This window comes from Carnobacterium iners, assembly GCF_900177385.1.
Lineage (GTDB): Bacteria > Bacillota > Bacilli > Lactobacillales > Carnobacteriaceae > Carnobacterium_A > Carnobacterium_A iners.
In genome coordinates, this window is the sequence record NZ_FXBJ01000002.1 from 801619 (window position 1) to 824984 (window position 23366).

19 protein-coding genes and 2 pseudogenes are annotated in these 23366 nt (G+C 32.1%); 15 read left to right on the forward strand and 6 right to left on the reverse strand.

Annotation, left to right across the window (positions count from 1 at the left end; translation table 11 throughout):
- Window positions 1-187: 187 nt before the first annotated feature.
- Complete coding sequence (locus B9Y54_RS04105) at window positions 188-1642, reverse strand: UDP-N-acetylmuramoyl-L-alanyl-D-glutamate--2,6-diaminopimelate ligase (RefSeq protein WP_085559085.1); 1455 nt, start codon at window positions 1640-1642, stop codon at window positions 188-190.
- A gap of 238 nt (window positions 1643-1880) precedes the next feature.
- Here B9Y54_RS04105 and B9Y54_RS04110 point away from each other — a divergent pair, with 238 nt between their 5' ends.
- The 4 genes and pseudogenes from B9Y54_RS04110 (at window position 1881) to B9Y54_RS04125 (ending at window position 6713) form a co-directional block, all read left to right on the forward strand.
- On the forward strand, window positions 1881-3269 hold the full coding sequence (locus B9Y54_RS04110; protein WP_085559086.1) for a M23 family metallopeptidase: 1389 nt from the start codon (window positions 1881-1883) through the stop codon (window positions 3267-3269).
- A gap of 100 nt (window positions 3270-3369) precedes the next feature.
- The gene (gene lgt, locus B9Y54_RS04115; protein WP_085559087.1) at window positions 3370-4230 is read left to right on the forward strand and encodes a prolipoprotein diacylglyceryl transferase; all 861 of its coding nucleotides are present in this window, start codon (window positions 3370-3372) and stop codon (window positions 4228-4230) included.
- A gap of 282 nt (window positions 4231-4512) precedes the next feature.
- Window positions 4513-6177: pseudogene (gene asnB / locus B9Y54_RS04120) on the forward strand (asparagine synthase (glutamine-hydrolyzing)).
- 305 nt (window positions 6178-6482) lie between these two features.
- Entirely contained in the window at window positions 6483-6713 is a 231-nt protein-coding gene (locus B9Y54_RS04125; RefSeq protein WP_085559088.1) for an SHOCT domain-containing protein, read from the forward strand.
- Window positions 6714-6787: 74 nt separating this feature from the next.
- On the opposite strand, the gene B9Y54_RS04130 is transcribed toward B9Y54_RS04125, so the two are convergent.
- Both B9Y54_RS04130 and B9Y54_RS04135 read right to left on the reverse strand, forming a co-directional pair.
- Window positions 6788-8182: a sensor histidine kinase gene (locus B9Y54_RS04130; protein WP_085559089.1), complete on the reverse strand. Its 1395-nt coding sequence runs from the start codon at window positions 8180-8182 to the stop codon at window positions 6788-6790.
- Entirely contained in the window at window positions 8166-8867 is a 702-nt protein-coding gene (locus B9Y54_RS04135) for a response regulator transcription factor (protein ID WP_085559090.1), read from the reverse strand. The genes B9Y54_RS04130 and B9Y54_RS04135 overlap by 17 nt, the downstream gene beginning before the upstream one ends.
- Before the next feature lie 389 nt (window positions 8868-9256).
- Between B9Y54_RS04135 and B9Y54_RS04140 the strand changes: the two genes are divergently transcribed.
- From B9Y54_RS04140 to B9Y54_RS04185, 10 genes and pseudogenes are all read left to right on the forward strand, one after another.
- Window positions 9257-10726 carry a multicopper oxidase family protein gene (locus B9Y54_RS04140; protein ID WP_085559091.1) on the forward strand — a complete coding sequence of 490 codons (1470 nt, stop codon included), beginning with the start codon at window positions 9257-9259 and terminating at the stop codon, window positions 10724-10726.
- Between the two features lie 201 nt (window positions 10727-10927).
- A complete protein-coding gene (locus B9Y54_RS04145; protein ID WP_159446050.1) occupies window positions 10928-11143 on the forward strand; it encodes an SHOCT domain-containing protein in 216 nt (71 codons plus the stop codon).
- Between the two features lie 62 nt (window positions 11144-11205).
- A complete protein-coding gene (locus tag B9Y54_RS04150) occupies window positions 11206-11592 on the forward strand; it encodes a DUF302 domain-containing protein (protein ID WP_085559093.1) in 387 nt (128 codons plus the stop codon).
- Window positions 11593-11648: 56 nt separating this feature from the next.
- Window positions 11649-12095: a DUF305 domain-containing protein gene (locus B9Y54_RS04155; protein WP_085559094.1), complete on the forward strand. Its 447-nt coding sequence runs from the start codon at window positions 11649-11651 to the stop codon at window positions 12093-12095.
- A gap of 829 nt (window positions 12096-12924) precedes the next feature.
- Window positions 12925-13455: an adenylate kinase family protein gene (locus B9Y54_RS04160; RefSeq protein WP_085559095.1), complete on the forward strand. Its 531-nt coding sequence runs from the start codon at window positions 12925-12927 to the stop codon at window positions 13453-13455.
- A gap of 196 nt (window positions 13456-13651) precedes the next feature.
- Entirely contained in the window at window positions 13652-14272 is a 621-nt protein-coding gene (locus B9Y54_RS04165; protein ID WP_085559096.1) for a YdhK family protein, read from the forward strand.
- Between the two features lie 461 nt (window positions 14273-14733).
- Window positions 14734-16341 carry a Mur ligase family protein gene (locus B9Y54_RS04170; RefSeq protein WP_085559097.1) on the forward strand — a complete coding sequence of 536 codons (1608 nt, stop codon included), beginning with the start codon at window positions 14734-14736 and terminating at the stop codon, window positions 16339-16341.
- 745 nt (window positions 16342-17086) lie between these two features.
- Window positions 17087-18550 carry a cryptochrome/photolyase family protein gene (locus tag B9Y54_RS04175; RefSeq protein ID WP_085559098.1) on the forward strand — a complete coding sequence of 488 codons (1464 nt, stop codon included), beginning with the start codon at window positions 17087-17089 and terminating at the stop codon, window positions 18548-18550.
- A 285-nt stretch (window positions 18551-18835) separates the two neighbouring features.
- Window positions 18836-19193: pseudogene (locus tag B9Y54_RS04180) on the forward strand (ArsR/SmtB family transcription factor); the annotation flags it as partial.
- A 22-nt stretch (window positions 19194-19215) separates the two neighbouring features.
- Window positions 19216-19833, forward strand: a complete 618-nt coding sequence (locus tag B9Y54_RS04185; RefSeq protein ID WP_085559099.1) for a CadD family cadmium resistance transporter — start codon at window positions 19216-19218, stop codon at window positions 19831-19833.
- A 127-nt stretch (window positions 19834-19960) separates the two neighbouring features.
- On the opposite strand, the gene B9Y54_RS04190 is transcribed toward B9Y54_RS04185, so the two are convergent.
- The 3 genes from B9Y54_RS04190 to B9Y54_RS04200 form a co-directional block, all read right to left on the reverse strand.
- Window positions 19961-20227 (reverse strand): hypothetical protein, encoded by a 267-nt coding sequence (locus B9Y54_RS04190; RefSeq protein ID WP_085559100.1) that lies wholly within the window; start codon window positions 20225-20227, stop codon window positions 19961-19963.
- 257 nt (window positions 20228-20484) lie between these two features.
- The gene (locus tag B9Y54_RS04195) at window positions 20485-21411 is read right to left on the reverse strand and encodes a 2-dehydropantoate 2-reductase (RefSeq protein WP_085560501.1); all 927 of its coding nucleotides are present in this window, start codon (window positions 21409-21411) and stop codon (window positions 20485-20487) included.
- A 31-nt stretch (window positions 21412-21442) separates the two neighbouring features.
- Window positions 21443-22489, reverse strand: coding sequence for a PTS sugar transporter subunit IIC (locus tag B9Y54_RS04200; protein WP_085559101.1), 1047 nt, complete (start codon window positions 22487-22489; stop codon window positions 21443-21445).
- Between the two features lie 397 nt (window positions 22490-22886).
- Here B9Y54_RS04200 and nrdI point away from each other — a divergent pair, with 397 nt between their 5' ends.
- Window positions 22887-23351: a class Ib ribonucleoside-diphosphate reductase assembly flavoprotein NrdI gene (gene nrdI / locus B9Y54_RS04205; RefSeq protein WP_085559102.1), complete on the forward strand. Its 465-nt coding sequence runs from the start codon at window positions 22887-22889 to the stop codon at window positions 23349-23351.
- The last annotated feature ends 15 nt before the right edge of the window (window positions 23352-23366 follow it).

A 23366-nucleotide genomic window follows, 5' to 3' on the forward strand; every position in this document is an offset into this window, starting at 1 on the left:
TTTTAATTCTTTGTTCTCTGTTTTTAATAGTTCTAAATCCTCTGAAGAGTTCTCATCATGAACCTGTTTTTTTTTCGTGACCTCCGTGCATACCAGGCATCATAAACATCATTAATCCGTGTCCAACAAACATAATGATAAAAAATAAAATAAGCTCCACTAAAATCATCCTCTCTTTTCTCTGTACCTAAGTTAATTTAGTGTTAAAGTAGTCTACTAATTCCTTATCTGATTTAACTGGATAATGAGAAACGGTTTGATATTTTTCGTGTCCCATACCCATTAATACAATGAAATCGCCAGCTTGTGCATCTTTTAATGCTTTTTCAAACGCCATTGTCCGATCCATATCAATAACAATTGGTTCATTAGAAAATAAAGAGTCAACAATATCTGTTGTTTCTTTTTTTAGTTGATTCATAGGAACCCCATGCAATTCGTCTGTGGTGAGATAAACTTTTTTACTCCACAAGAGTGCCTTTTCTAACATGAATTGACGTTTTGTTTTATCCCGTTTTCCTGTGAAACCGAATATACTAAATAGGTTGCCATTCGGTGTTAGTCTAGCAACCGTTCGTAAACAGCTGTCTACTGACTCAGAGGTATGTGCATAATCGATAACGACTCCAATATTGTTAGGTAGTATATACTGTTCAAATCTACCCGGGACACCTTTAAAGTCTTTTAAGTAGGTGTTAACAGAATTAATCGGTACGCCCAATTGCTGAACCGTTGCAAGAGCCATAGAAAGATTTTCAATGTTATGATTTCCTGGTAATGGAGAAGTAATATTAATGTATGTGTCGTTTTCTTTTGTCATAAATCCTTTTTCAGAGAAACTATCTGAGTAAACTCTAAAGGTGCTTTTTACGTTGCAGCCAACTCTAATTATTTTTTTATTCTCTAGGGCTAATTTTTTTAATAACTTCTTTCCCCAAGGAGTGTCTCCTTGAACAATACTTATTCCATTCGCTCTCAATTTAGTAAATAAAATAGACTTCGCGTGGAAATAGTTATCCATCGTTTCATGATAATCAAGATGATCTTTTTGTAGATTAGTAAATAATGCAAAATCAAAGGGAATCTTATGCAGTCTTTTTTGGACTAATCCATGAGATGAAACTTCCATTAAAATGACATCATCATTAGATTGATTAAATAGATTATAAAGTGTACTTGCGCTGGGGGTCGTATTAGAAGAAGCTAGGAATATACCATTAATTTCAGACCCTATTGTTCCAATTAGGCCAACGCTATACCCGTGTTTTTCTAAAAGATGTTTTATAAAATAAGTCGTAGTCGTTTTTCCATTTGTACCGGTGACACCTATTATTTTTTTGTTCTTAAAGGGGTCACGATAGAATGCGTACAACAATTCCCCCAATGCTTCTCTGCTATCATCTACTTGAATGTAAGGAACAGATAGATTTTTTTGATCATGTTCTCCAACAATTATGATAGCTCCTTTATTAATACTATCTTGTATAAAATGATGTCCATCTTGATCATTACCTGAAATTGCAACAAAAATATTACCTGGTAGAACGTAGCTAGAATCTTCAACAATTCCTGTAATTTTTAGATTTGAATTATACTCATTTAAACCAGCGTGTAAGTGCTTAATAAGTTCTGTTAATTTCATATTAATATCCTTTCTCACACTTCAACTAGAGGTGGTCTATAACCTGTTGGACAGACTAAAGCGTTTATTTTTAATAGTTACAACATAACAATTTATTGTGTAGAAATTATGTAGAAATACTATTTAGAGGAACTACATAAAATCCACACAATTAAGAGGTATAGTGATAAAGGAACAAATTAGATAGTGAATAATTTGCCGTGATACATTATTTTATGATTGTAATAAGGAGGGGCATATGCGGAAAAAAATATTAACAGGTGTATTCGTTACTGTCTTAATGATAAATTCAAGTTATTTCCCTACTGTTGTTAAAGCAGAAATAACAGAAGAACTAGAACAGAAAAAACAAGAACTCGAAACGCAATCGACCAACATGAATGAGAGCATTCAAGAAAAAGAGGATAAATTAAACCGCTTAGAAAAAGAAAAAGGGACACTTACGGGTGAAATAAAACAATTGCAAGTTGAAATTGATGAATTTGTTCTACAATTAGAAAAAGAAGAAAGTAAGTTAGAAAACTCAAAAATTAAAATTGAAAAAATACAAAAAGAAATTAACGCGTTGAAAGAATTAATTTCACAACGTGAAAAGAAATTGAAAACACAAGCCCGTGCAATACAGACAGATGGCAATGTCAACAATCTAGTAGATGTTGTATTTTCTTCTAAAAACTTAACCGATTTGATTGGTCGTATGGACATCGTTAGCCAATTAGTAACAGCTAACAAAGAAATCGTTACCGTTCAAGAGAATGATAAAAAACTACTGGAAAAAAATGAAAAAATAGCAAAAGAAGAAAAATTAATAATTGTAAAACTAAAAAGTACGATTGAAATAAACAAAAGTAATCTTGTAGCTCAAGAGTCAGAATTAGATGATAAGATCGTTAAAGTTGCTACTGCTTATAATATGACAGCAAGTGAAAAAGATACATTTGTGAAAGAGCAACAAGCAATAGCTACTCAAACTAGTATGCTATCAGCGGAGCTAGAAGAAAAACGTCAGCGTATTATTAAAGAAGAAGAAGAAAAACACGCAGAGTCTAAAAAAATCGTGGATGATTCTGCTGGAGAAATCATGTCTGAAGAATTTGAAGAGGAAAGTGTAGCGACAAGTAAACAAGAAGGTCCTATCGTTTCTGAAAAGGAAAAAGCCTTTATCGTTCCCGACAAGAAGGAAACTCCAGAGGTACCTAAAAAAAATGCACCTACTGAAAAGCCAACTGTAGTAAATAATTCTGGGTTTATTCGACCAAGCAATGGCTATACTAGCTCACCATTTGGCTATAGAATTCATCCAATTACTGGAGAAAGTAAATTACATGGTGGACTGGATTTTGCTGGCAGTGGTCAAATTGTTGCAGCTAAAAGCGGTACTGTACTAGTAGCGGGTTATCATAGTGCATGGGGGTATTACGTAAAAATAGATCATGGAGATGGATTACAAACTCTTTATGCTCATATGAAGGCAGGTAGTTTGTTAGTTTCTCCAGGTCAAGTTGCGTCACAAGGTCAGCAAATAGGAACTATGGGGACAACAGGTGATTCCACAGGTGTTCATTTACATTTTGAAATTTATAAAAATAATACGCGAGTTAATCCTGCGTCATACTTAGGTTTATAGAATAGTGTAAAGGTTCTTTGGCCTATATTAGTAAATAGGTTTAAGGAAGTTTATCTAAAAAATAATTATTAGAAACTAACGGTAAGAAGGAGATTATAAGATGAACATATTACTTGGCGAAATTGATCCACTTGCTATTTCAGCTGGTCCAATTCAAATCTACTGGTATGGTGTTATTATTGCTGCTGCAATGTTTGTTGCTATTTCTTTGACAACAAGAGAAGGGAACAAGAGAGGACTCGCAGAGGATACTATTATTGATACATCATTATGGGCCATACCAATCGGCTTTGTAGGTGCTCGTCTCTATTATGTTTTATTTGAATTAGATTATTATCTTCAGAATCCAACTGAAATAATGGCTATCTGGAATGGTGGAATTGCAATCTATGGTGGTTTAATTGCTGGTGGATTAACTGTGTACATTTATACAAAGAAAAAAGGAATTCCTTTAGCTCTTTTATTAGACGTTTTAGCACCTAATGTACTATTAGCTCAATCTATTGGTCGCTGGGGAAACTTTATGAATCAAGAAGCTCATGGAGGTCCAGTTTCTCGCGGGTTTTTAGAAAACCTTTATTTACCTAATGTAATTATTAAGCAGATGAATATCAATGGTGCTTACTACCATCCAACATTCTTGTATGAGTCTTTATGGAGCTTGTTAGGATTTTGCTTACTCATCCTTCTAAGAAACCGGAAAAACTTATTGCGTCAAGGAGAAGTAGCTTTAAGTTATGTACTTTGGTACTCAACAGGAAGGTTTTTTATTGAAGGAATGAGAACCGATAGTCTGTGGATTGGAGATTTAATTCGCGTATCACAAGCCTTATCACTTGTTTTAGTTATAGGAGCTATTATTATATGGTATCTTCGCAGACAGGATTATCCACCAAAGACATATTACCTAGAAGGAAATCAAAAGTTGGAAGCGAGTAAAGAAATTGAGCTAGACAACTAATTAGAATACCGTAAAACAGTCTTTTCAAATTTTTTGAAAATGGATCTACTATCAATTTTGAAGTTAATCTCCATAGAATTATCTGTCCAAATTGGTCGGCAAAAAAGATTTATTTTAGTAATTTTAAATTGATTATTATAACTATGAAAAATATGGGTTACCTAGTAAGAAAATGATAACTGAGAACCTAAGAAAAGGAGGAATTTTAATGTGTGGATTTGTTGGATATGTATCGATTTATTCAGAACCATTAATCAAAAATCAAAAAAACTTGTCCAAAGGATGAACCGATCAATTGCCCATAGAGGCCCGGACGAAGAAGGTTACTATGTTGATGAATCTATCTCACTGGGATTTCGCCGATTAAGTATAATTGATGTTGAGCATGGTCATCAACTGTTGTCTTATAAAGAAGAACGGTACTGGATCATTTTTAACGGGGAAGTGTACAATTATAAAGAGTTAAGAGATGAATTAATAACTAAAGGGCACTCCTTTCAGACAAATAGTGATACGGAAGTCATACTAGCTGCTTATGTAGAATACAAAGAAGAGGTAGTATCTAAATTACGCGGAATGTTTGCTCTTATTATCTGGGATAAACGAGAAAAAACATTTTTTGGAACTCGTGATCAGTTTGGTATCAAGCCGTTTTATTATGCCGTCGAAGATGAAGGACTTTATGTAGCTTCAAAAAAAGCGATTTTAAATGTGATTGGTGATAAAAAAATAGATCAAGTTGCTTTACAAAATTACTTAACCTTTCAGTATGTACCAACTTCAAATACTCTACACAAAGCAATCAAAGAATTACCACCTGGACACTATATGACGAAGAAATTAAATGAAGAAATAATAATTAAAAAGTATTGGCAGGCTGATTTTAAACCAGTACAGAAAACAGAAGACGTATTTGCTGCGGAAATAAAAAATAGCCTGTATGATTCAATTGAAAAGCATATGCAATCTGACATGACCGTAGGTTCTTTTCTATCAGGTGGAATCGATTCTTCCATTATTGTTGCGATAGCGAGAGAGTTCAACCCGAAATTAAAAACCCTATCCGTTGGATTTGAAAGAGAAGGATACACTGAGATCAATTTAGCAGAAGAAACTGCTGAAGAATTAAATGTTGAGAATTTTAGTCATACAATTACAGCTCAAGAATTTATGGATGAGTTTCCAAGATTTGTGTGGCACATGGATGATCCATTGGCTGATCCAGCAGCTGCACCTCAATTTTTTCTATCTAAATTAGCTCGAAAACACGTGAAGGTAGCTTTGTCAGGTGAAGGTGCAGATGAAATATTTGGTGGTTATGGTATTTACAATGAACCGCATTCATTAAGACTATTTGCTAATACAGGTCGGATAACAAACTACGCGATTAACCAGTTAGCTAGATTGATTCCTGAAGGAGTAAAGGGGAAAAGTTTTCTTTTAAGAGGCACAACTTCCTTAGAGAACCGCTATGTTGGTAATGCTAAAATATTTGATGAATCTGAAAAAAACAAAGTTTTAACCAATTATAATATAAGCTATCCTTACAAAGCTGTGACAGAACCTTTGTACCAGCAAACCATTGGCTACAGTTCCATAGACAGAATGCAACTAATAGACATTAATACCTGGTTAAGTGGTGATTTATTATTAAATGCAGATAGAACAACGATGGCTCATGCATTGTAATTGAGAACACCTTTCTTAGATAAAGAAGTGTTTAAAGTTGCTCAACAAATTCCAGCTAATTTGAGAATTGCAAATGGAACAACGAAATATATTTTAAGGAAAGCTGTTGAAGGTATCGTTCCAGACAACGTCTTACATCGCAAAAAACTCGGATTCCCTGTTCCTATTCGTCACTGGCTTAAAGACGAAATGTATGAATGGGCTTTGAAAATTATCAATGATTCTCAAACTGGTCATTTAGTGAAAAAAAATACGTAGTAGATTTATTGAATAAACATAGAATAGGCAAAAATGACTACTCTCGTAAAATATGGGTTATGTTGACATTTATGGTTTGGCATCGTATTTATGTCGAAGATAAAGTGGGATTTTTAATTGAACCTTCAAGTTATGCGGCAAAGTAATAATTCACTGCTAAGTTTAAATATAAAGAAGATTAAATAGTTACAAAAGGAAAAACTGACCGACAGATAAATTTTTGAAAAATTTATTCATTAAGTTAATATGATTATGATGTTGTAGCGTTGATGTACGGATAAGAAAAAGGAATCGGAGGAATAGCCATGTATGAGTGTCTAAGTTATTTAAATGGAGGAAGAATGGGAAATATGATGTTTATGGGAGTTTTCTGGATTTTATTTTTGTTTATAGCCGTGTTTTTAATTCGGAAAGCTTTATCTGGTCAACAGAAAGAAATTTACTCTAGAGAAACACCTATAGAAGTTCTTCAGAAAGAATATGCAAAAGGAAACATTTCTGAAAAAGAATATCTAGAAAAGAAAAAAAATATGTAACCAAATGAATTTAAACAGTCCTTATCAAAAATAGTACTGCACTTTTATAAAAAGCGCAGTACTATTGATCTATACTACTTTTTAACAGGGAGCACGATAGTAAATACCGATCCTTCTCCGTACTTACTTTGAGCCGTTATGCTTCCTTTATGAGCATTGACAATGCTTTTAACAATAGATAATCCAATTCCTTGACCGCTTAGATTAGTTTGTCTTGATGGATCAGACATATAAAATCTCTCGAAAATTCGTCCAACTTCTTGTGGATGGATTCCTTCTCCTGTGTCCGTAACTGTTAGGATGACTTGATTTTTTTCGTTACGAATCTTCAACGTTATACGTCCATCGTTTTGGGTGAACTTGATGGCATTCGACAAAAGGTTCGTAATAAGCTGACTCATTTTATCTTTATCAGCAGTAAGAAAAAGCGGATTTCCATCTAATATATAATGAATACTTTTTTTTGCAAAAAGAGCTTCGAAATTAGTAGATATATTTTTAGAAAGAACATATAAGTCGAAAGAAGTTTTATGCAAAACATCTTGATGGCTTTCAATTTCATTAATCGTATCGATACTTCCTATCAGACGGGTGATACGATTAACTTCATCATAACAAACCTGTAGTCTGTCATCCGTTACTTCCCATATTCCGTCTATCATAGCCTCAAGATTACCTTTTAATGTTGTTAATGGAGTTCTGATTTCATGAGCAATATCAGAAGATAATTGGTTCCTTATATCTTGTTGGTTTTCAAGCTGAGTAGACAAATCATTCACAGATAGAATGAGATCATCTATTTCTTTAATCTCCGTTTTCTCAGGAGACACACTTGTGTAATCTCCTTTAGAGATACCTTTTGTGAAATTCTTGACTTTTACTATAGGACCACTTATCTGTTTTGCAAACAATCCGGCAAAAAAGATTGAAAGAACTAATGCAACAGCGGCAACTATGATAAGATTTTTTTTCATGTCAGCGATAAAAAAAGCATCATGTTCTGAATAAGTTGTCGGTCCCACATAACTAAAGAGAACTTCCCCTATTTTTTCTTCTTTACTAAATAAAGGGAAGGTTTTATTAACAAAGTCATGGTTCATTTCACCCATCATATTGTTCATACGTGGTATGGTATCTTGTATTTTTTGTTTATTTTTTATTTCATCTGAAGTGCTAGGTTTCCAAAGTAATTTATTTTCATTATCATATACGTTCAATATGATTGAATTGTGTAAGGATTCGAACCCTATTTGTTCAAAGCCAGTAGTATTTGGCCAACCTTTATTCTTTTTATAAATTGTTTCTAAATCATTGGTGTAAACTGCTAATTCTGAATCTTGTCTTGCAGCAACGTATTTAGCAAAGTGATTATCCATTAAGGTTATTGTCATGATACTAAAGGCTCCGATTATAATAAAAGAAATCGAGATAAATGAAAATATAAACTGCCACTTAATTGTACGCTTCATCTTTTTCACCACCAAATCGATAACCCATGCCATAAACAGTTAAAATAAAATAAGGTTGTCTGGTATTATCTTCAATTTTTTGTCTTAAGTTTTTAATATGGGAATCAATGATACGATCAAGAACTTCAAACTCAATTCCTTTTACTGTTTCCAATAATTGTTCTCTAGAAAAAATTTGTTTTGGAGAGGCTGCTAAAAGCGTTAATAGTTCAAATTCTGTATGGGTCAAAACTACCTCTTGTTGAGTTTTTAAAACTTGTTTATTGCTAGGAAAGATTATTAAATCGCCTTTATTAAAAGACCACTTAGTCTGTTGACTAATAGATGAACCCGAGCGACGTAAAACAGTTTCTACACGAGCTACCAATTCTTTGGGGCTGAAAGGTTTTACTACGTAATCATCAGCACCAATTTGAAGGCCTTGTAAAATATCGTTTTCTGTTGATTTAGCCGTTAACATTATAATAGGAATATCAGACGATTTTCGTATATTTTGGCAAATAACTGTTCCAGATACATCGGGTAACATGAGGTCTAGTATGATTAAATTTGGTTGTATCAATTCAAATTTTTTCATTGCATCTGTACCATTCAAAGCTCGGAATATCTGATAATTTTTTGTGGTTAAATAAGCTTCTACAATATCTAATATTTTGGGTTCATCGTCTACAATTAATATTTTCAAGATAATTTCCTCCATTACTTTTTCTATAATCATTACATATTTTTATTATAGAGTGACTAATTTCACGTTTTAAGGTATAGCAATAATATATGAAACGATTAGATAAAGAAAGCCTCTTTTAACTGATTTATTAGAAAGGAGGAGTTATATGTACTCTCTAGAAGAAACTTTTCAGAGTTATATGTTTACAAACGTAGTCAATGGTGATATGATTAGCTTACAGCCATGTGCTATTTTTGTCAAGAGATTTATCAAAATGTTATGTCCCGAAGGAAAGTATAGACCAACATAAATATGAGTTTTAGTTTCACCAAACGAAACAGTTTTATTTTTTGATTTCTAAAGAGTTATTAATCAGTTATTCAAAAATAGAGAAAGTAGGTGGAAATATGAGAAAAAATGTTATCTGGTACTTTGCTATAGGGTTGTCTTTAATAACGTTGATAGTCTATGCAGGATTTTTCTTCATAAATAGAGGAGAAACGTTCAATGAGAGCATTTTGAATACAGAAGTACCGTTGAAGAATAGCCAAAAAGGAAAAGAAACAAAATTACCAATACCTCCTATATTAAAGGACAAGAATCCTGAAGAGGGAAAAGCGGAATTTGATTTAAAGGTACAAAACGGAAGAACAGAATTTTTTGAAGATCAAAAAACGGATACATTAGGTTACAATGGAAACTATTTAGGTCCAATTATAAAGGTAAACAAAGGCGATGAAGTAAAAATAAACGTAAATAATACACTAGATGAATCAACTACTATGCACTGGCATGGCTTAGAAGTTCCTGGTGAGATGGATGGTGGTCCGCACCAAGGAATTGAACCTCAATCTACTTGGAGTCCATCCTTTACGATAAATCAACCTGCAGCAACACTATGGTATCACCCACATCTATTAGATAAGACGGGTGAACAAGTTTATAAAGGACTGGCTGGGCTTTTCTATATCGAAGATGAGAATTCAACTAAATTAGATATTCCAAAAAATCATGGTATAAACGACATTCCTTTAGTCGTACAAGATAAACGATTTACAGAAGATGGAGATATCCCTTATGAGTTAGATATGAGAGATACAATGGATGGATTTATGGGGGACACAATTTTAATCAATGGAGCAATAAGCCCTGAATTAGATGTTAAAAATGAACTTGTCAGACTAAGAATTTTAAATGGATCCAATGCTAGAGCCTATGATTTTAACTTTAGTGATAACGCTACTTTTTATCAAATTGCTTCTGATGGAGGATTTTTAGAAAAAAGTGTCGAAATGACTAACGTAACTCTTGCGCCAGCTGAAAGAGCTGAAATACTTGTTGATTTTTCTAAGTATAAGTCAGGAGATAAAGTAACATTTAGAGATACTGAAAATAATATCATGACGATAAATATAATTGAAGAAAGTACTGAAAAAACAGAAGTTCCTAAAGAGTTGGTTGAAATACCAAAATACGATAAAGGTAAGATTGTTCGTTCAAGGGAATTTATTATGAGCGGATCGGGTCCGATGGTAACGATTAATGGTAAGCAGATGGACATGAATAGAATAGATGAAGAATTAAAGTTAAATGAATTGGAAGAGTGGGTTGTATCAAACGAATCATCAGGAGGGATGGGAATGATGTCTTCTTCCCCTCATCCTTTTCACGTACACGGTACACAATTCCAGATAATTGAAAGAAATGGGGGTAAGCCGCCATTAAATGAACAGGGCTGGAAAGATACGGTAATGGTTAAAAGTAATGAAGAAGTAAAATTGTTAGTTAATTTTAAAGAGAAGGGTCTATTTATGTATCACTGCCACATTTTAGAACATGAAGATTCTGGAATGATGGGTCAATTTATAGTCAAGTAATTTAATATGATCGACTTGAAAGAAAAAAATGCCGACTGTTTAATCATAGCTTTCACTATCTGAGGACTATACTGGTCTGTTTTACAGGTGTTCCAAAGAGGGAAAAGGGAGTGTTTGGCTTTACACAAAAAAAAGAAACCGAGATCATTAAATTGACTAGTAAAGAAAGGGTTGTAGTGTATGCACAATAGATTTGATTATATGGGTCCAAATATGACTTTAAGTTGGTTAATACCTTTAGTAGTTTTATTAGTGATTGTATTATCAATATATATGATAAAAAAGAATAATAACGACAATAAAATAAATAGAGATAATAAAGAATCAGCCTTAAATATTTCAGATAAAAGATACGCAAATGGAGAAATTGATGAAGAGGAGTATCTAAAAAAGAAAAATATATTGAAAAATAAATAATAAGATGATTATAAAAATAATTGTTTGCTTATGTTTTAATATAATTTTTAGGAGATGAGAAAATGGATATCGTTTATGAAAAGAGAACAGATAAAAGCCTAAACGAAGCTATTCATTCATTAGAAGAAAACTTAAAAGAAAATAATTTTGGAATATTATGGCAACTAAATTTCAAGAATAAACTTGCTGAAAAAGGCCTAGACTTAAAGGATGATTTTGTAGTCTTAGAGGTATGTAATCCGAAACAGGCAAAAGAGGTATTGGAAAAAAATATTCACGTAGGATATGTGTTACCGTGTAAAATGGTCGTGAGAACAGAAGGTGATAAAACTTATATAGGAATGACAAGTCCTGAAAAGCTTATTGGTCTATTTGATGAATTAGAATTAAGTGTAATTGCTAAGAGTGTTGAAATGATTATGAAAAAAGCTATCATAGCCTCCATCTAATCATATTTGATTGATGGTGCAATTAGATGGAAGGCCAGAGAAAAAGGAGCAAAAAAATGAATAAGAGTTACGCAAAATTTATGGGAATGATCGCTACTTCCGGAATACTCATGTATGGAATAATGTATCTTAATACCTACGAGTTGGATCATGTTTATTTTAGTGAAATGCGTTTGTATATGACCATATTATCGACGTGTGTTATGGCCGTTGTTATGCTTTTCTTTATGCTACAAATGCTCAAAAATAAAAAAGCAAATATTTCTATCGTTTTAGTAAGTATTTTAGTTTTTACAGGCTCATTCTTTTTAATGCGAAATCAAACTACGATAGATGAGGTCGATTATATGCAAGGAATGATTCCACACCATTCTATCGCTATACTAACGAGTGAGAGAGCCGATATCAAGGACCCAAGAGTCAGAAAACTTGCGGATGATATTATTAAAGCTCAAAAGAAAGAAATTAAGGAAATGAAAGAATTAATTGAGGATCTTAAATAAGAACCTAGATTGTTTCATTTAAAATTAAATCATAATTTGTTGAAATTTGCTTAAAAATTCGTATTTATAAATAATAGCTATGATGCATTAAAAAAGGAATTTGTTATACTTCCACAGCCTATTAAGTGAAGAGCTGGACTATTCCTACGAAGTCTTTGTGTTAAAATGATACGTGAAATAAATAAGCTAATAGCTCAGGGTTAATTCATCCTAATCTAATTATCAGAGGATACGTCTGGAACAATTTTTGACAACCTGCTAACTAATATCGTGAAAATGGAAACAGTTGATACTACTGTCAACTCTTTCCATTTTATTTAAAGCAAAAACTGAAGTGAAAATAGTATTCATATTGCAGGAAATTAATAGAAGATAATGAGTTAAATCTACATTAATTTTTGAATATATTGAATTGTCGATAAATGCAAAGAGGCATTCGACTATTTTAAGAGGTATATCATTCTATTTAGTGCAATAACTTGAAAAACAGTTAAAACTATACATTCTACTTTATCAAATTAAGTTAGATATTTTCATCCTGGTATATTTTAAAGAAGAATACCTATAGACATTTTACAGTCTAAACGCTTTCTAGTAATTTTGTTTCTTTTGATAGCAATAGATAAAATGAATGAGTAGTTGGCTGTTCTAACAGAAACTTATATATGCTTTAAAGTCTATTTAAAGCTTGAAGATTATACGTACATCGGTACTAATAGAAACAGTCAAGTTGACTAAATAAAACACATTATTAGCTACCTATCTAAAACTGCTATTGATCTATCAATAAATTATTCAATGCATAACAAAGTAAAAAAAGGAGTTAAATATGATTATTATTCTACTAGGCGCACCAGGTTCTGGCAAAGGTACTATTGCTAAACTAATCCACAAAAAGCACCAATTTCCAATTGTATCTTCTGGAGAAATGCTACGTACTGAAATGAATAAAGGAACAGATATTGGGAAACAAGTTTCTCATTTCGTCTTATCAGGGAAATTAGTTCCTGATGAAATAATTAATTCACTGATTAAAAAGAGAATAAAACAACTTCAGTATGAAAAATCAGTTGTTTTAGACGGTTATCCTCGTAATCAAAATCAAGTTCTTGCATTGAACAAAATATTAAAGTCTGAACCGGTTGTTTTTTATTTAGATATACCAAAAAATATTTTGGTTGATCGCCTTTTAAATCGTGGCAGAATAGATGACATAGAAAAAATTATCAAACAACGATTTGAGGTGTACCTAAAAGAGACTCAACCACTTATTAATTACTACACACAAAAAAATATCTTAGTAAAAATAAATGAAGACTCTTCAATGAAAATATTTCGAAAAATAGAAACGATTATATAAGCCCTGATTTATTTTTCTACTGGTTAAAGTTAAAGTAATTTATGTCGTATAGATCTTTTATTTCAATTTTTCTATGAAGGTGACAGAATGTCTAGAGTCTATTTTTGATTAAGACTATTAAATTGACATTTTTATATGGAAAAATTAAACTATAAGTTAAGTTTGAGAATATTCATAAAAGAAAGGAAGATAAATTATGAAGAATAATAAAGTCATCCAAGGAGTATTAACTTTAACTATTTTAACAGTACTAACTGCTTGTTCATCCCAAGATAATGAAAATAAAGAAGCTGTTGATGGAGGTACACAATCAAGTATGCCAACTATGGAGAGTAGTAACTCTCAAACCGAAAGTAAAACTGAAAGCATGGAAGGTATGCAGCATGACGATTTAAGTGAAATTCCAGTAGGATTGCAAGAAGCAGAAAATTCAGAATATGAAATAGGCGACCAGGTTACTTTGCTAACAGATCATATGCCAGGAATGAAAGGTGCAACTGCAACAATAGTAGGAGCTTTTGATACTACTGCCTATGAAATAACGTTTCAACCTACAAATAGTGATGAGTTAGTAGAGAACCATAAATGGGTTGTTCAAGAAGAACTTGCCGGAACTAAAGACCAAGAAAAACCTTTGGAACCAGGAACAGAGATCATAGTAGAAGCAAAACACATGGCAGGAATGGAGGGTGCATCAGCCACCATTGATTCCTCTGAAGATACTACGGTGTATATGATAGACTATGAGCCAACAAGCGGTGGAGAAACCGTTACGAACCATAAATGGTTTACAGAAGACGAACTATCAAAAGAATAAGATCAATATTTATAACTAAAAATTTTATATCAGGATAAAATATAGGGACAGCCCTAACTCGCAAAAGAATACAGCTCTCTTTCAAAAATAAAGAGCCGTATTCTTTTTTTGCTAGTTAATTTAATTCGCCTTTACACAGAATTATTTTTACAGAGGTGATGTAACTAATAATCAAAATAAATACGTAAAAAATACGTAAAAAAATAAATTAATTGAATGAATAATATTTGAATCGAAAGAGTACTTATAATACAAATTTTTGTATTATAAGGTTATTACAAGAAGTGTACTGGTACCTTTTAAGTCAACAAACAAAAAATTATTTTTGATAAATAAGTAATATGACATGACATGTTTAAGAAAAAATAGTAAGCTAAATAACACGAATAAATATATACTATTTTATCTAAAAAAATAGATATCAGATAGTTTGCACAATCACTGGAGGAGTACTGATTATTATGAACCTAACGGACTTATTGAAATCGATAGAAATCGATTCTAGTAGCCACAATGGGCTTACAACAGAATTAGATAAAATTGATATTAAAAAAATTGCTTATCATTCAAAAGAAGTAGAGACAGATACCTTATTTGTCTGTATTAAAGGTTATGAAACAGATGGACATAACTATGCCAAACATGCTGTGAGTCAAGGGGCAACAGTCATGATTGTTGAACAGTATATTGAAGATATAGCTATTCTTCAGCTTAAAGTTTCAGATAGTCGTGAAGCTTTAGCTGTTTTATCGAGTAATTTTTTTGGCAATCCTTCTAAGTCAATGACTCTATTCGGAGTAACGGCTACTAATGGAAAAACGACAATTATAGGTATTGTAGAAGAAATTTTTAAGGCTTATCAATTAAAATCCGGTTTAATAGGAACGATTCTAGTTAAAATCGATAAAGATATTGAAATGAGTCAGCTGACGACACCAGAGTCTTATCATTTACAAAAACATTTTGCAAAAATGAGAGATCGTGACATTACGCATGTTTCAATGGAAGTTTCTTCCTCAGCATTGGAACTTAAACGAGTTTATTATACGGACTTTGATGTCGTAGCTTTTATGAATATCAGTCCAGAGCACATTAAACTGCATAAATCATTTGATGCTTATTTCGATGCTAAAGCCTCATTGATAAGGAACGCTTCCAAAACGAGTACGGCTATTTTAAATTTCGATGAACCACTATTGATCCCTTTAGAAAAAGAAACAAAAGCGCAAGTGATTACTTTTGGAGTTGAGAATAAATCTGGTACGATTGCGGTTTCGAATATTCGGTTTTTGGCCGGTATTCCATTGTTTACAGTGACGATTCAAAAACCGTTTAGTACTCTAAGTGGAAAAAGAATTGACACGACAAGTTTTGATTTAGAGATATCGGTTCCAGGCTATCATTCTATCTATAATGCACTTACAGGACTTATTGTAGGATTGGTCAATGATATACCATTAGCGGATGTTCAACGAGGAATTAAAAATTTTAGAGGTGTAGAGAGACGCTTCCAGATACTTTACGATAAAGAGTTTAAGGTGATAGACGATTTATTGCTGAATCAAAACAACATTGATTCATGTATGGAAACGATCAGTCATTTAGATTATAATGAGCTGCATCTTGTACATGCAATCAGAGGAAATAACGGTCCTGAGCATAGTATAGAAATTGCTGAGTCACTAGCAAAATGGTTTCATAAAATAGCTGTCACTAAAATTATCCTGACGACAGCATCATCACATGTAGATAAAAAAGATGAAGTGACAAAAGAAGAACTAGCTACTTTCTTAAAAGTAATGAAACAAAATAAAATTGAAGTTACTTTTTTTGAAGAGCTCGAAGAGGCTTTGCAATTTGGTGTTGAACAGTTAAGCGAGAATGACAGCCTATTGATTTCAGGAGCACACTCCATGGATCAGGGCGCTAAAAAGACACTAGAATTAGTGAAAAAGATTCATCCTATAGTAGATCATGAAAAAATCAATCAAGTATTAGAAAATAAGTTTATTGGAAAAGATTCTTCAAAATTAGCTGAAAGAATTTTGAAATTTAGTTTGGAAAGTTAAAGATAAAAAGAACGTTTAGTTTAAAGTTAATATTCTGTTTCTCTGGAAGTTAGTATTCAAATCTAACTTTCAGTTTTTTTTAGAAAGAAATTCATTGTATTTCTATATTTTTATACGAATCGCTATTAAACCTGATAGGTTATCTAACTGGTATCCTTTATATAGGATTGGTTCATTTATATTGATTCTCTCTACTTTAGTCATCTAATTTAGAAATAATAATAAGCATTATTATAAATATTCGATCAAAAAGTAGATTACTATACTTTGCAGTGCCACTTGCTTCTTGCTTAATTGATTCAGTAGTTTAGTGAAAAGATACCAATTAAAGCAAATACTAAAAGATACAAGATGACAGGAAACCAGATAAGGATGTCATATAATTTGACACACGAGATGTAGACAAATCCAAGCCAGACGATTAAGGCCATTATAATAACATGAAGCAATCGTTTAATAGTTATTTCCTCCCTATTCCTAGTTTAATAAACTAATGACTGATACTCCAAAGTTGATGTACAAGATATAAAACGTGTTATGCGATTTAATCGTTTTATCTGAAATAATAATCTTTTAACTTGAGCTATTTTTGATAGATGTTGTAGACTAGTAGTAACCGTGTACAATAAAGTATAAAGATAGATTCTCTAGAAAACGTATGAGAAATAAAAGCCTAATAAAATAAGTATTTATAGTGTCTAATTTGGAATGTAGTTTTATTAAAAATTTGAAGAGGAGAGATGACTTGGTATCTGTTATGTGGTTTAGAAGAGATTTAAGATTAGAAGATAATGTAGCGTTGAAACAGGCTTTTCAAGATTCAGATTCGTTATTGCTGTTGTTTCATGTCAATCCAAAACAATTTTTAAGTGATAACTCATCAAACCAAGCCGCTTTTTTTAAAAGCGTAGCCGGCTTACGTGATGAAGTGAAAATGAAAAAGGGTACTTTGCATATTTTGTATGGAGATATAGAAGAATGTTTTTTAAAATTAAAAAAAGAAATTCCTGATTGGTCAAATATTTATATCAATAGAGATGAGACGGGATACGGTCTTGAACGGGATAAGCTAGTAAGTACTATTTTCAAGGAATTAGGAGTTACGGCTCATGGCTATTATGATCATCATATTCATGCAGCTAGGGAAATAAAGACGAATTCTGGAACGTATTATAAGGTATTTACGCCTTATTATAATAAATGGATTGAACTAGAAAAACCTGGAGTAGTTAAAGTAGTATTTGATGAGACGAAGCTAATTAAAGAGCCACTATTTTCAAAAGATGAAGACCAGTTTAATCATTCTCTCGATAAACAGATTGCTATTAAAGAACTACAGCTAGGCAATCAAGCAGCTCACGAGCGCTTAGATATATTTATTAAACAAGATTTGAATGACTATAACGAGGCGAGAGATTATCCGTTGAAAAATGCAACAAGCCAATTATCTAAACACTTAAGAGCAGGTGAACTATCGATTCGAACTGTTTATGATGAAGTTAGTCGCTCAAATTATTCTTCAGGCAAAGAAACCTTTATTAAAGAGTTGGCTTGGAGAGATTTTTATAATATGATATACGCTACTCACCCTGACCAAAAAGATCAGTCAATTAATCTCTCTTTCCGTCAAGTAGAGTGGGAGAATAACGAGCAACTTTTCGATAATTGGAAAGAAGGAATGACAGGTTTTCCACTAGTCGATGCCGCCATGCGACAGTTAAAAGAAACCGGTTGGATGCATAATCGGTTGCGTATGGTAACCGCGTCTTTTTTAACTAAAGACTTGTTAATTGACTGGAGATGGGGAGAAAAATACTTTCAAGAAATGCTTGTTGATTACGATCCAGCTAGCAATATAGGCGGCTGGCAATGGGCGGCTTCAACAGGGACAGATAGTGTTCCTTATTTCAGGATATTCAATCCAACAACACAGTCAGAGAAGTTTGATAAAAATGGTGATTTTATAAAGTACTATGTTCCTGAGCTAAAAAATATTGCTAATCTAAAGATACACGATCCATCAAAACTTTCTGAAAAAGAACAAAATGAATTTGGAGTAATGATAGGTAAAGACTACCCTGAACCGATTATCTCACATAAACAAAGACGACAATTAACCATCAAAGTATTTGAAGAAAGCAAAAAAGTATTTGAAGAGAGCAGAAAAATAATAGTCAATAAAGAAGTTGCTAAAAGAGAGGAGTTTTAGTAACTTCTTTTTAATATGTTTTTTCACTAGCGCTGCATATAGATAGTTTGACCAACACTAATGATATTAAATGTATCTATAACCTTGTTTTAATAAGGTTTTTTAGTATTTAAACAGCAGCGGTACTTAGTATAGTATAAAATTTTTTTGAAAAGCACCAATTCAAACTTTTTCAACACATTCATTTGAGTAAAATCATGTGTTGAAAATAAGACTTATTGACAAAATAATAAGCAACTAGATACACTTCATTCAAAAGATTGTTTGAATGAAGAGGTGAATTGAATGGATATAGAAGTAGATACAACTAATTTGATGCATAAAGAAAAAGTAACAATTATCAAAAATAAGTTAACCAATAAAGACTTGTCAACCTTGCTTGTGCTAGTAAAATGGTTTGTAGATTCCTCTAGAATTAAGGTTTTTATGCGTTAGAGACTTGTAAAGAGATGAGTGTCTGCGAGTTAGCAACAATAGTAAAGACTAGTACCGCCACAATATCGTATCATTTACGTTTTTTAAAAAGTACGGGATGGAAAAGTCACGTCGGGATAAAAAAGTAGTTTATTACTCTTTAGCGAATGAAGACGTACTTTTCGCTGTTCGAACTTTTCCAAAAGTGTCAGAAAATCTATCTATGAAATTTTATTTTGGAGGAAGTTATTTTGTTACAAAGTGTTTTTTCAGCATTAGCTGTTTACATTTCTACCAGTATTGATTATTTATTTATCTTGTTAATTATTTTTTCTCAAAGTCATACAAAAAAAGGTCTCCGTCAGATTTATTTGGAGCAATATCTTGGAACTGGTCTTTTAGTAGCCGTAAGTTTATTTGCTGCCTATGTACTGAATTTCATTCCTCAAGATTGGGTTATTGGACTGCTAGGACTGATTCCGATTTATCTAGGTATTCGAGTTGCTGTGATAGGCGAAGAAGAGGGAGAAGAAGAGGAAGTTGTTGGAAAAATAGAGTCTCGAGGAACGAATCGTTTGTTCTGGACAGTTGCCTTAATAACGATTGCTTCTGGTGGAGATAATTTAGGTATTTATATTCCTTACTTTGCCTCTTTAACTGTTTCAGAAATTGTTATTGTTTTAGGAGTATTTACTATTTCCGTTGCAGTTCTTTGCTATATCGGTTATAAGTTTGCAAAAATTTTATTTATCTCCGAGGCATTAGAAAAACATGAGCGAATCATTGTCCCTATCATTTTTATTGGGTTAGGGTTATTTATCTTGGAAGAAAATAATACAATACAAACTTTTTTAAACTTATTAAACTGATACGATAGTGAATTTTAAACAAAAAGGACAGTAAGTTGAATAGAGGTTGCTGGTTTTTGGATTTGTTTTGATTAACTTTTAGTATCTTTGTTATCGTATAAAGACTATGAAAATCAAGAGATTACTTTTAATTAGCAATCTTTGGTAAAATTTTATTTTTTTCTTCTGAAATATCTCTTACATCTGCCCCTTGTTTTTCTTCAATAGTTAAATAACTACTGCAAGAGAAAGTTAAGTACTCTACTTCGCTGATCTCAGAATCTGATATAATATTTTCAGTAGTAGTTACACCTGGAACTTGATTAGTATAAACGTATGTACTGTTACTGATAAAGGGACTTACTTCTAAAATTAACGCAGCAGCTAAACACGCTAATTTTAACTTTTTAATCATTGTATTCAATCCTAATAATTTTATTACTAAAAAACTTAGAAAGTGCCTGAGATGGAAAACTTCTAACAGATTGTTTATAGAAGAAATGTTGCATTTAGGTTGATAAACAATCTTATACAATATACGATTTGGTTACTATACCTAAATAAGTAAAAAGAAACGTATACTATGAAGACAGTATACATTTCTTTTTATTCATTTTTTTAATTAGCTCTATTCAAAGTTTATATCTTTATACTGAAGGTTCTACAGCGCTCTTAACGTTTGATCCCTAAAATATCTTCTTTAGCATGAACTAATTGAGTAATTAATTTACTATAAGGTGCTTCTAATCCTTTATTTTCTGCTTCTTTTGCTACAGTCCCATTTAAGAAGTCAATTTCAGTTAAACGCTTATTTTTCAAATCTTGATGCATAGAAGGATAATGTGCGCCAACTTTTTCTGCTGTTGCTTTCAGGTAACTAATTGTTTCTTCAACATTCAAATTAGCTCCTTCAGTTTTAGCCACAAGAGAGAACTCACTAACAATTCCTTTTAGTAATCCATCAATATCAGTCGTTTCGAATAGCTCTTTAATATTGCAATCTAACAACGAACACAAAGCGTTCATCGTTCCGTTAACACAAGCTTTTCTCCACGTTGTAAAATGAACATCCTCACTATAAACACCATTCAATCCACTATCAGACATCATTTTAACTATTTGAAGTGTACCTTCTTTTTCGTTGACATCAGCATTTTGAATTTCGACAGGACCTTCGCCCATAAAATGTGTTTTTCCTGGAGCATCTAGCCCACCAGTCCAGACAGTTGTCCCCATAATAATATTTTTTTCTGGAATGTATTCAGAAATTGTTTTAGCGTGTCCTAATCCATTTAATAAGCAGATAACTTTAGTATCTTCTGTTAAGATATGCTTAATTTCTTCTAACATATGGCGTAGACCCATTGATTTGGTGAAAATAAAAACAGCATCAAACGTATCTTTAACTTCACTTGGTTTTCCTATTGGAATAGCGATATTATCTTCTTTACCATTCACCGTTATAGTCAAACCAGTTTCTTGAATGGCCTTTATGTGATCTTCCCAAAAATCTATCAGCGTAACGTTATTTCCATTTTTTTGCATCATGTAACCAAATCCACAACCTAAAGCTCCAGAACCTGCAATTGCTATTTTCATTTTTATTATTCCTCCATTAATTTTATTTCCATTAATTTGAAGCTGGTATAAATTCAAAGATATCATGCTCATAAAGGTGTAATACTTTAGTGCAAACAAAATCAATAATAAAACCACCTACAAAAGGTATTACAAAGTACGCTAAAAGAACACTTATTAAACTTGCTCCCATATTAAATGATTGAATTGGTCCGACTAAGCCAACAATTCCAAATCCAGCAGATTGTGGTGTTCCTTGAATAGTCAACATGTAAACTCCTATACCTGAAAAGAAAGCATTAATTACGACTGGGATTACAATTTTTGGGTGCTTAATTAAGTTAGGAATCATCATTTTCATAGCTCCTAGTAAAATGGCTAAAGTTGTTCCAGTTTTGTTAATTCTTAAAGAACCAATTACCAAAATAGCTGTACATGCTGTAATCCCTACTGCAGCTGCTCCAGCACCCAGTCCTGTCACTCCGATAGCAATTCCTATCGCAACAGTTGAAATGGGTGAAATAATGATGATTGAAAAAGCAATAGCAATTAAAATGGTCATTAGTAAGGGCTGTAAAGAAGTAAAGCTATTAATAACACTTCCAATTGTAGAAGTGATAATACCCACATATGGAAGTATAATTAAGCCTAATGTACCTACGCCTACGCTGACGATAATGGGCATTAGAATAAGTGTTAGCGAACCCAACTTACCTTGTAAAAGACGTGTGACAAATACTGCGATTGCAGAGATAAGCATAACGTTGATTAAATCTCCAATACCAACTAGCTGCACTCCTGTTTCAGTAACTTTATAAGCTCCTGATCCTAAAAAGGCAGCTGCCCCTACAACGACACTTTCCATTCCATTTAATTTAAACTGAAGTCCTACTAGAACGCCAATAATCACTGGGGTGATAAATTGCATAATCATTACGACACTCGCTAATAATACGAATATTGATCCGTAAGGTATAAGTGCCTTGAATACAGATCCCAAGATTGCATTTGCAATTAACCCTATCACAATCCCTGATGCTGTCCCTGATAAAACTTTATTTAAGTAATCTTTTCCTGTATATGCAACCTTGTCTTTCATTATTAAACTCAACCTTTCTTATTCAAATATAATTAAATTCGCATTGATTGTTCATTAGTTCATCTTATCACATACTTTTAAAAAGTCAATTTTTTTATAGTTATAAATTATGTGAGTTAAAAAAAATTATTTATGGAAATTGTTTAAACAAAAATAAATAAGTTAAATAAAAATAAAATAAAGTAATAAGATAATATTTAAAAAGACTTAAATCTTTGATAATAATAGGGATTCTAGATTCTATCTAAAAATTTATATAGAAAAAAAGACTAATATATTTATTTTGGACACTTCTTTTAAACTGTATGTTGTGCTATCATACGAATGCAAGCACAACATGTAGTGTTCTCTACCTTTAGGTAGTTAACCATACAGATTAAAGAAAAGGAGTCTTTTAATGACAAAAAAGATAAGAATCATTTATATCAGCTTAAGTGGCAATACCAAATACTTTGTCGAAAATCTAAGCAACTACATAGAAACGACTAAAGGTTTAGTTGTAGAGTCATTAAATGTTAAAGATTTAAAAGGAGAGACGTTTTCAGTTGATGAACCTTTTGTTAGTATATTGCCAACATATTTAAACGGTGGAAATGGGATCGACAATGGAGAAAAAGAAGTCTTAACAACTAGATTAGGAGACTTTATTGCTTCCAATCATAACTTTAAATTTTGTTATGGAATTGTTGGAAGCGGGAATAGAAATTTTAATAAACAATTTTGTTTAAGTGCTGAACAATACACAAAAAGATTTCATTTTCCGCTACTTGATGTATTTGAATTGCGAGGAACACAATCAGATATTAAGAGAATTGCAAATGCGATTATTAATCGCCAAGAAGAATTTCTCAAATCATTTTAAAAAGGAGTGAGTGTA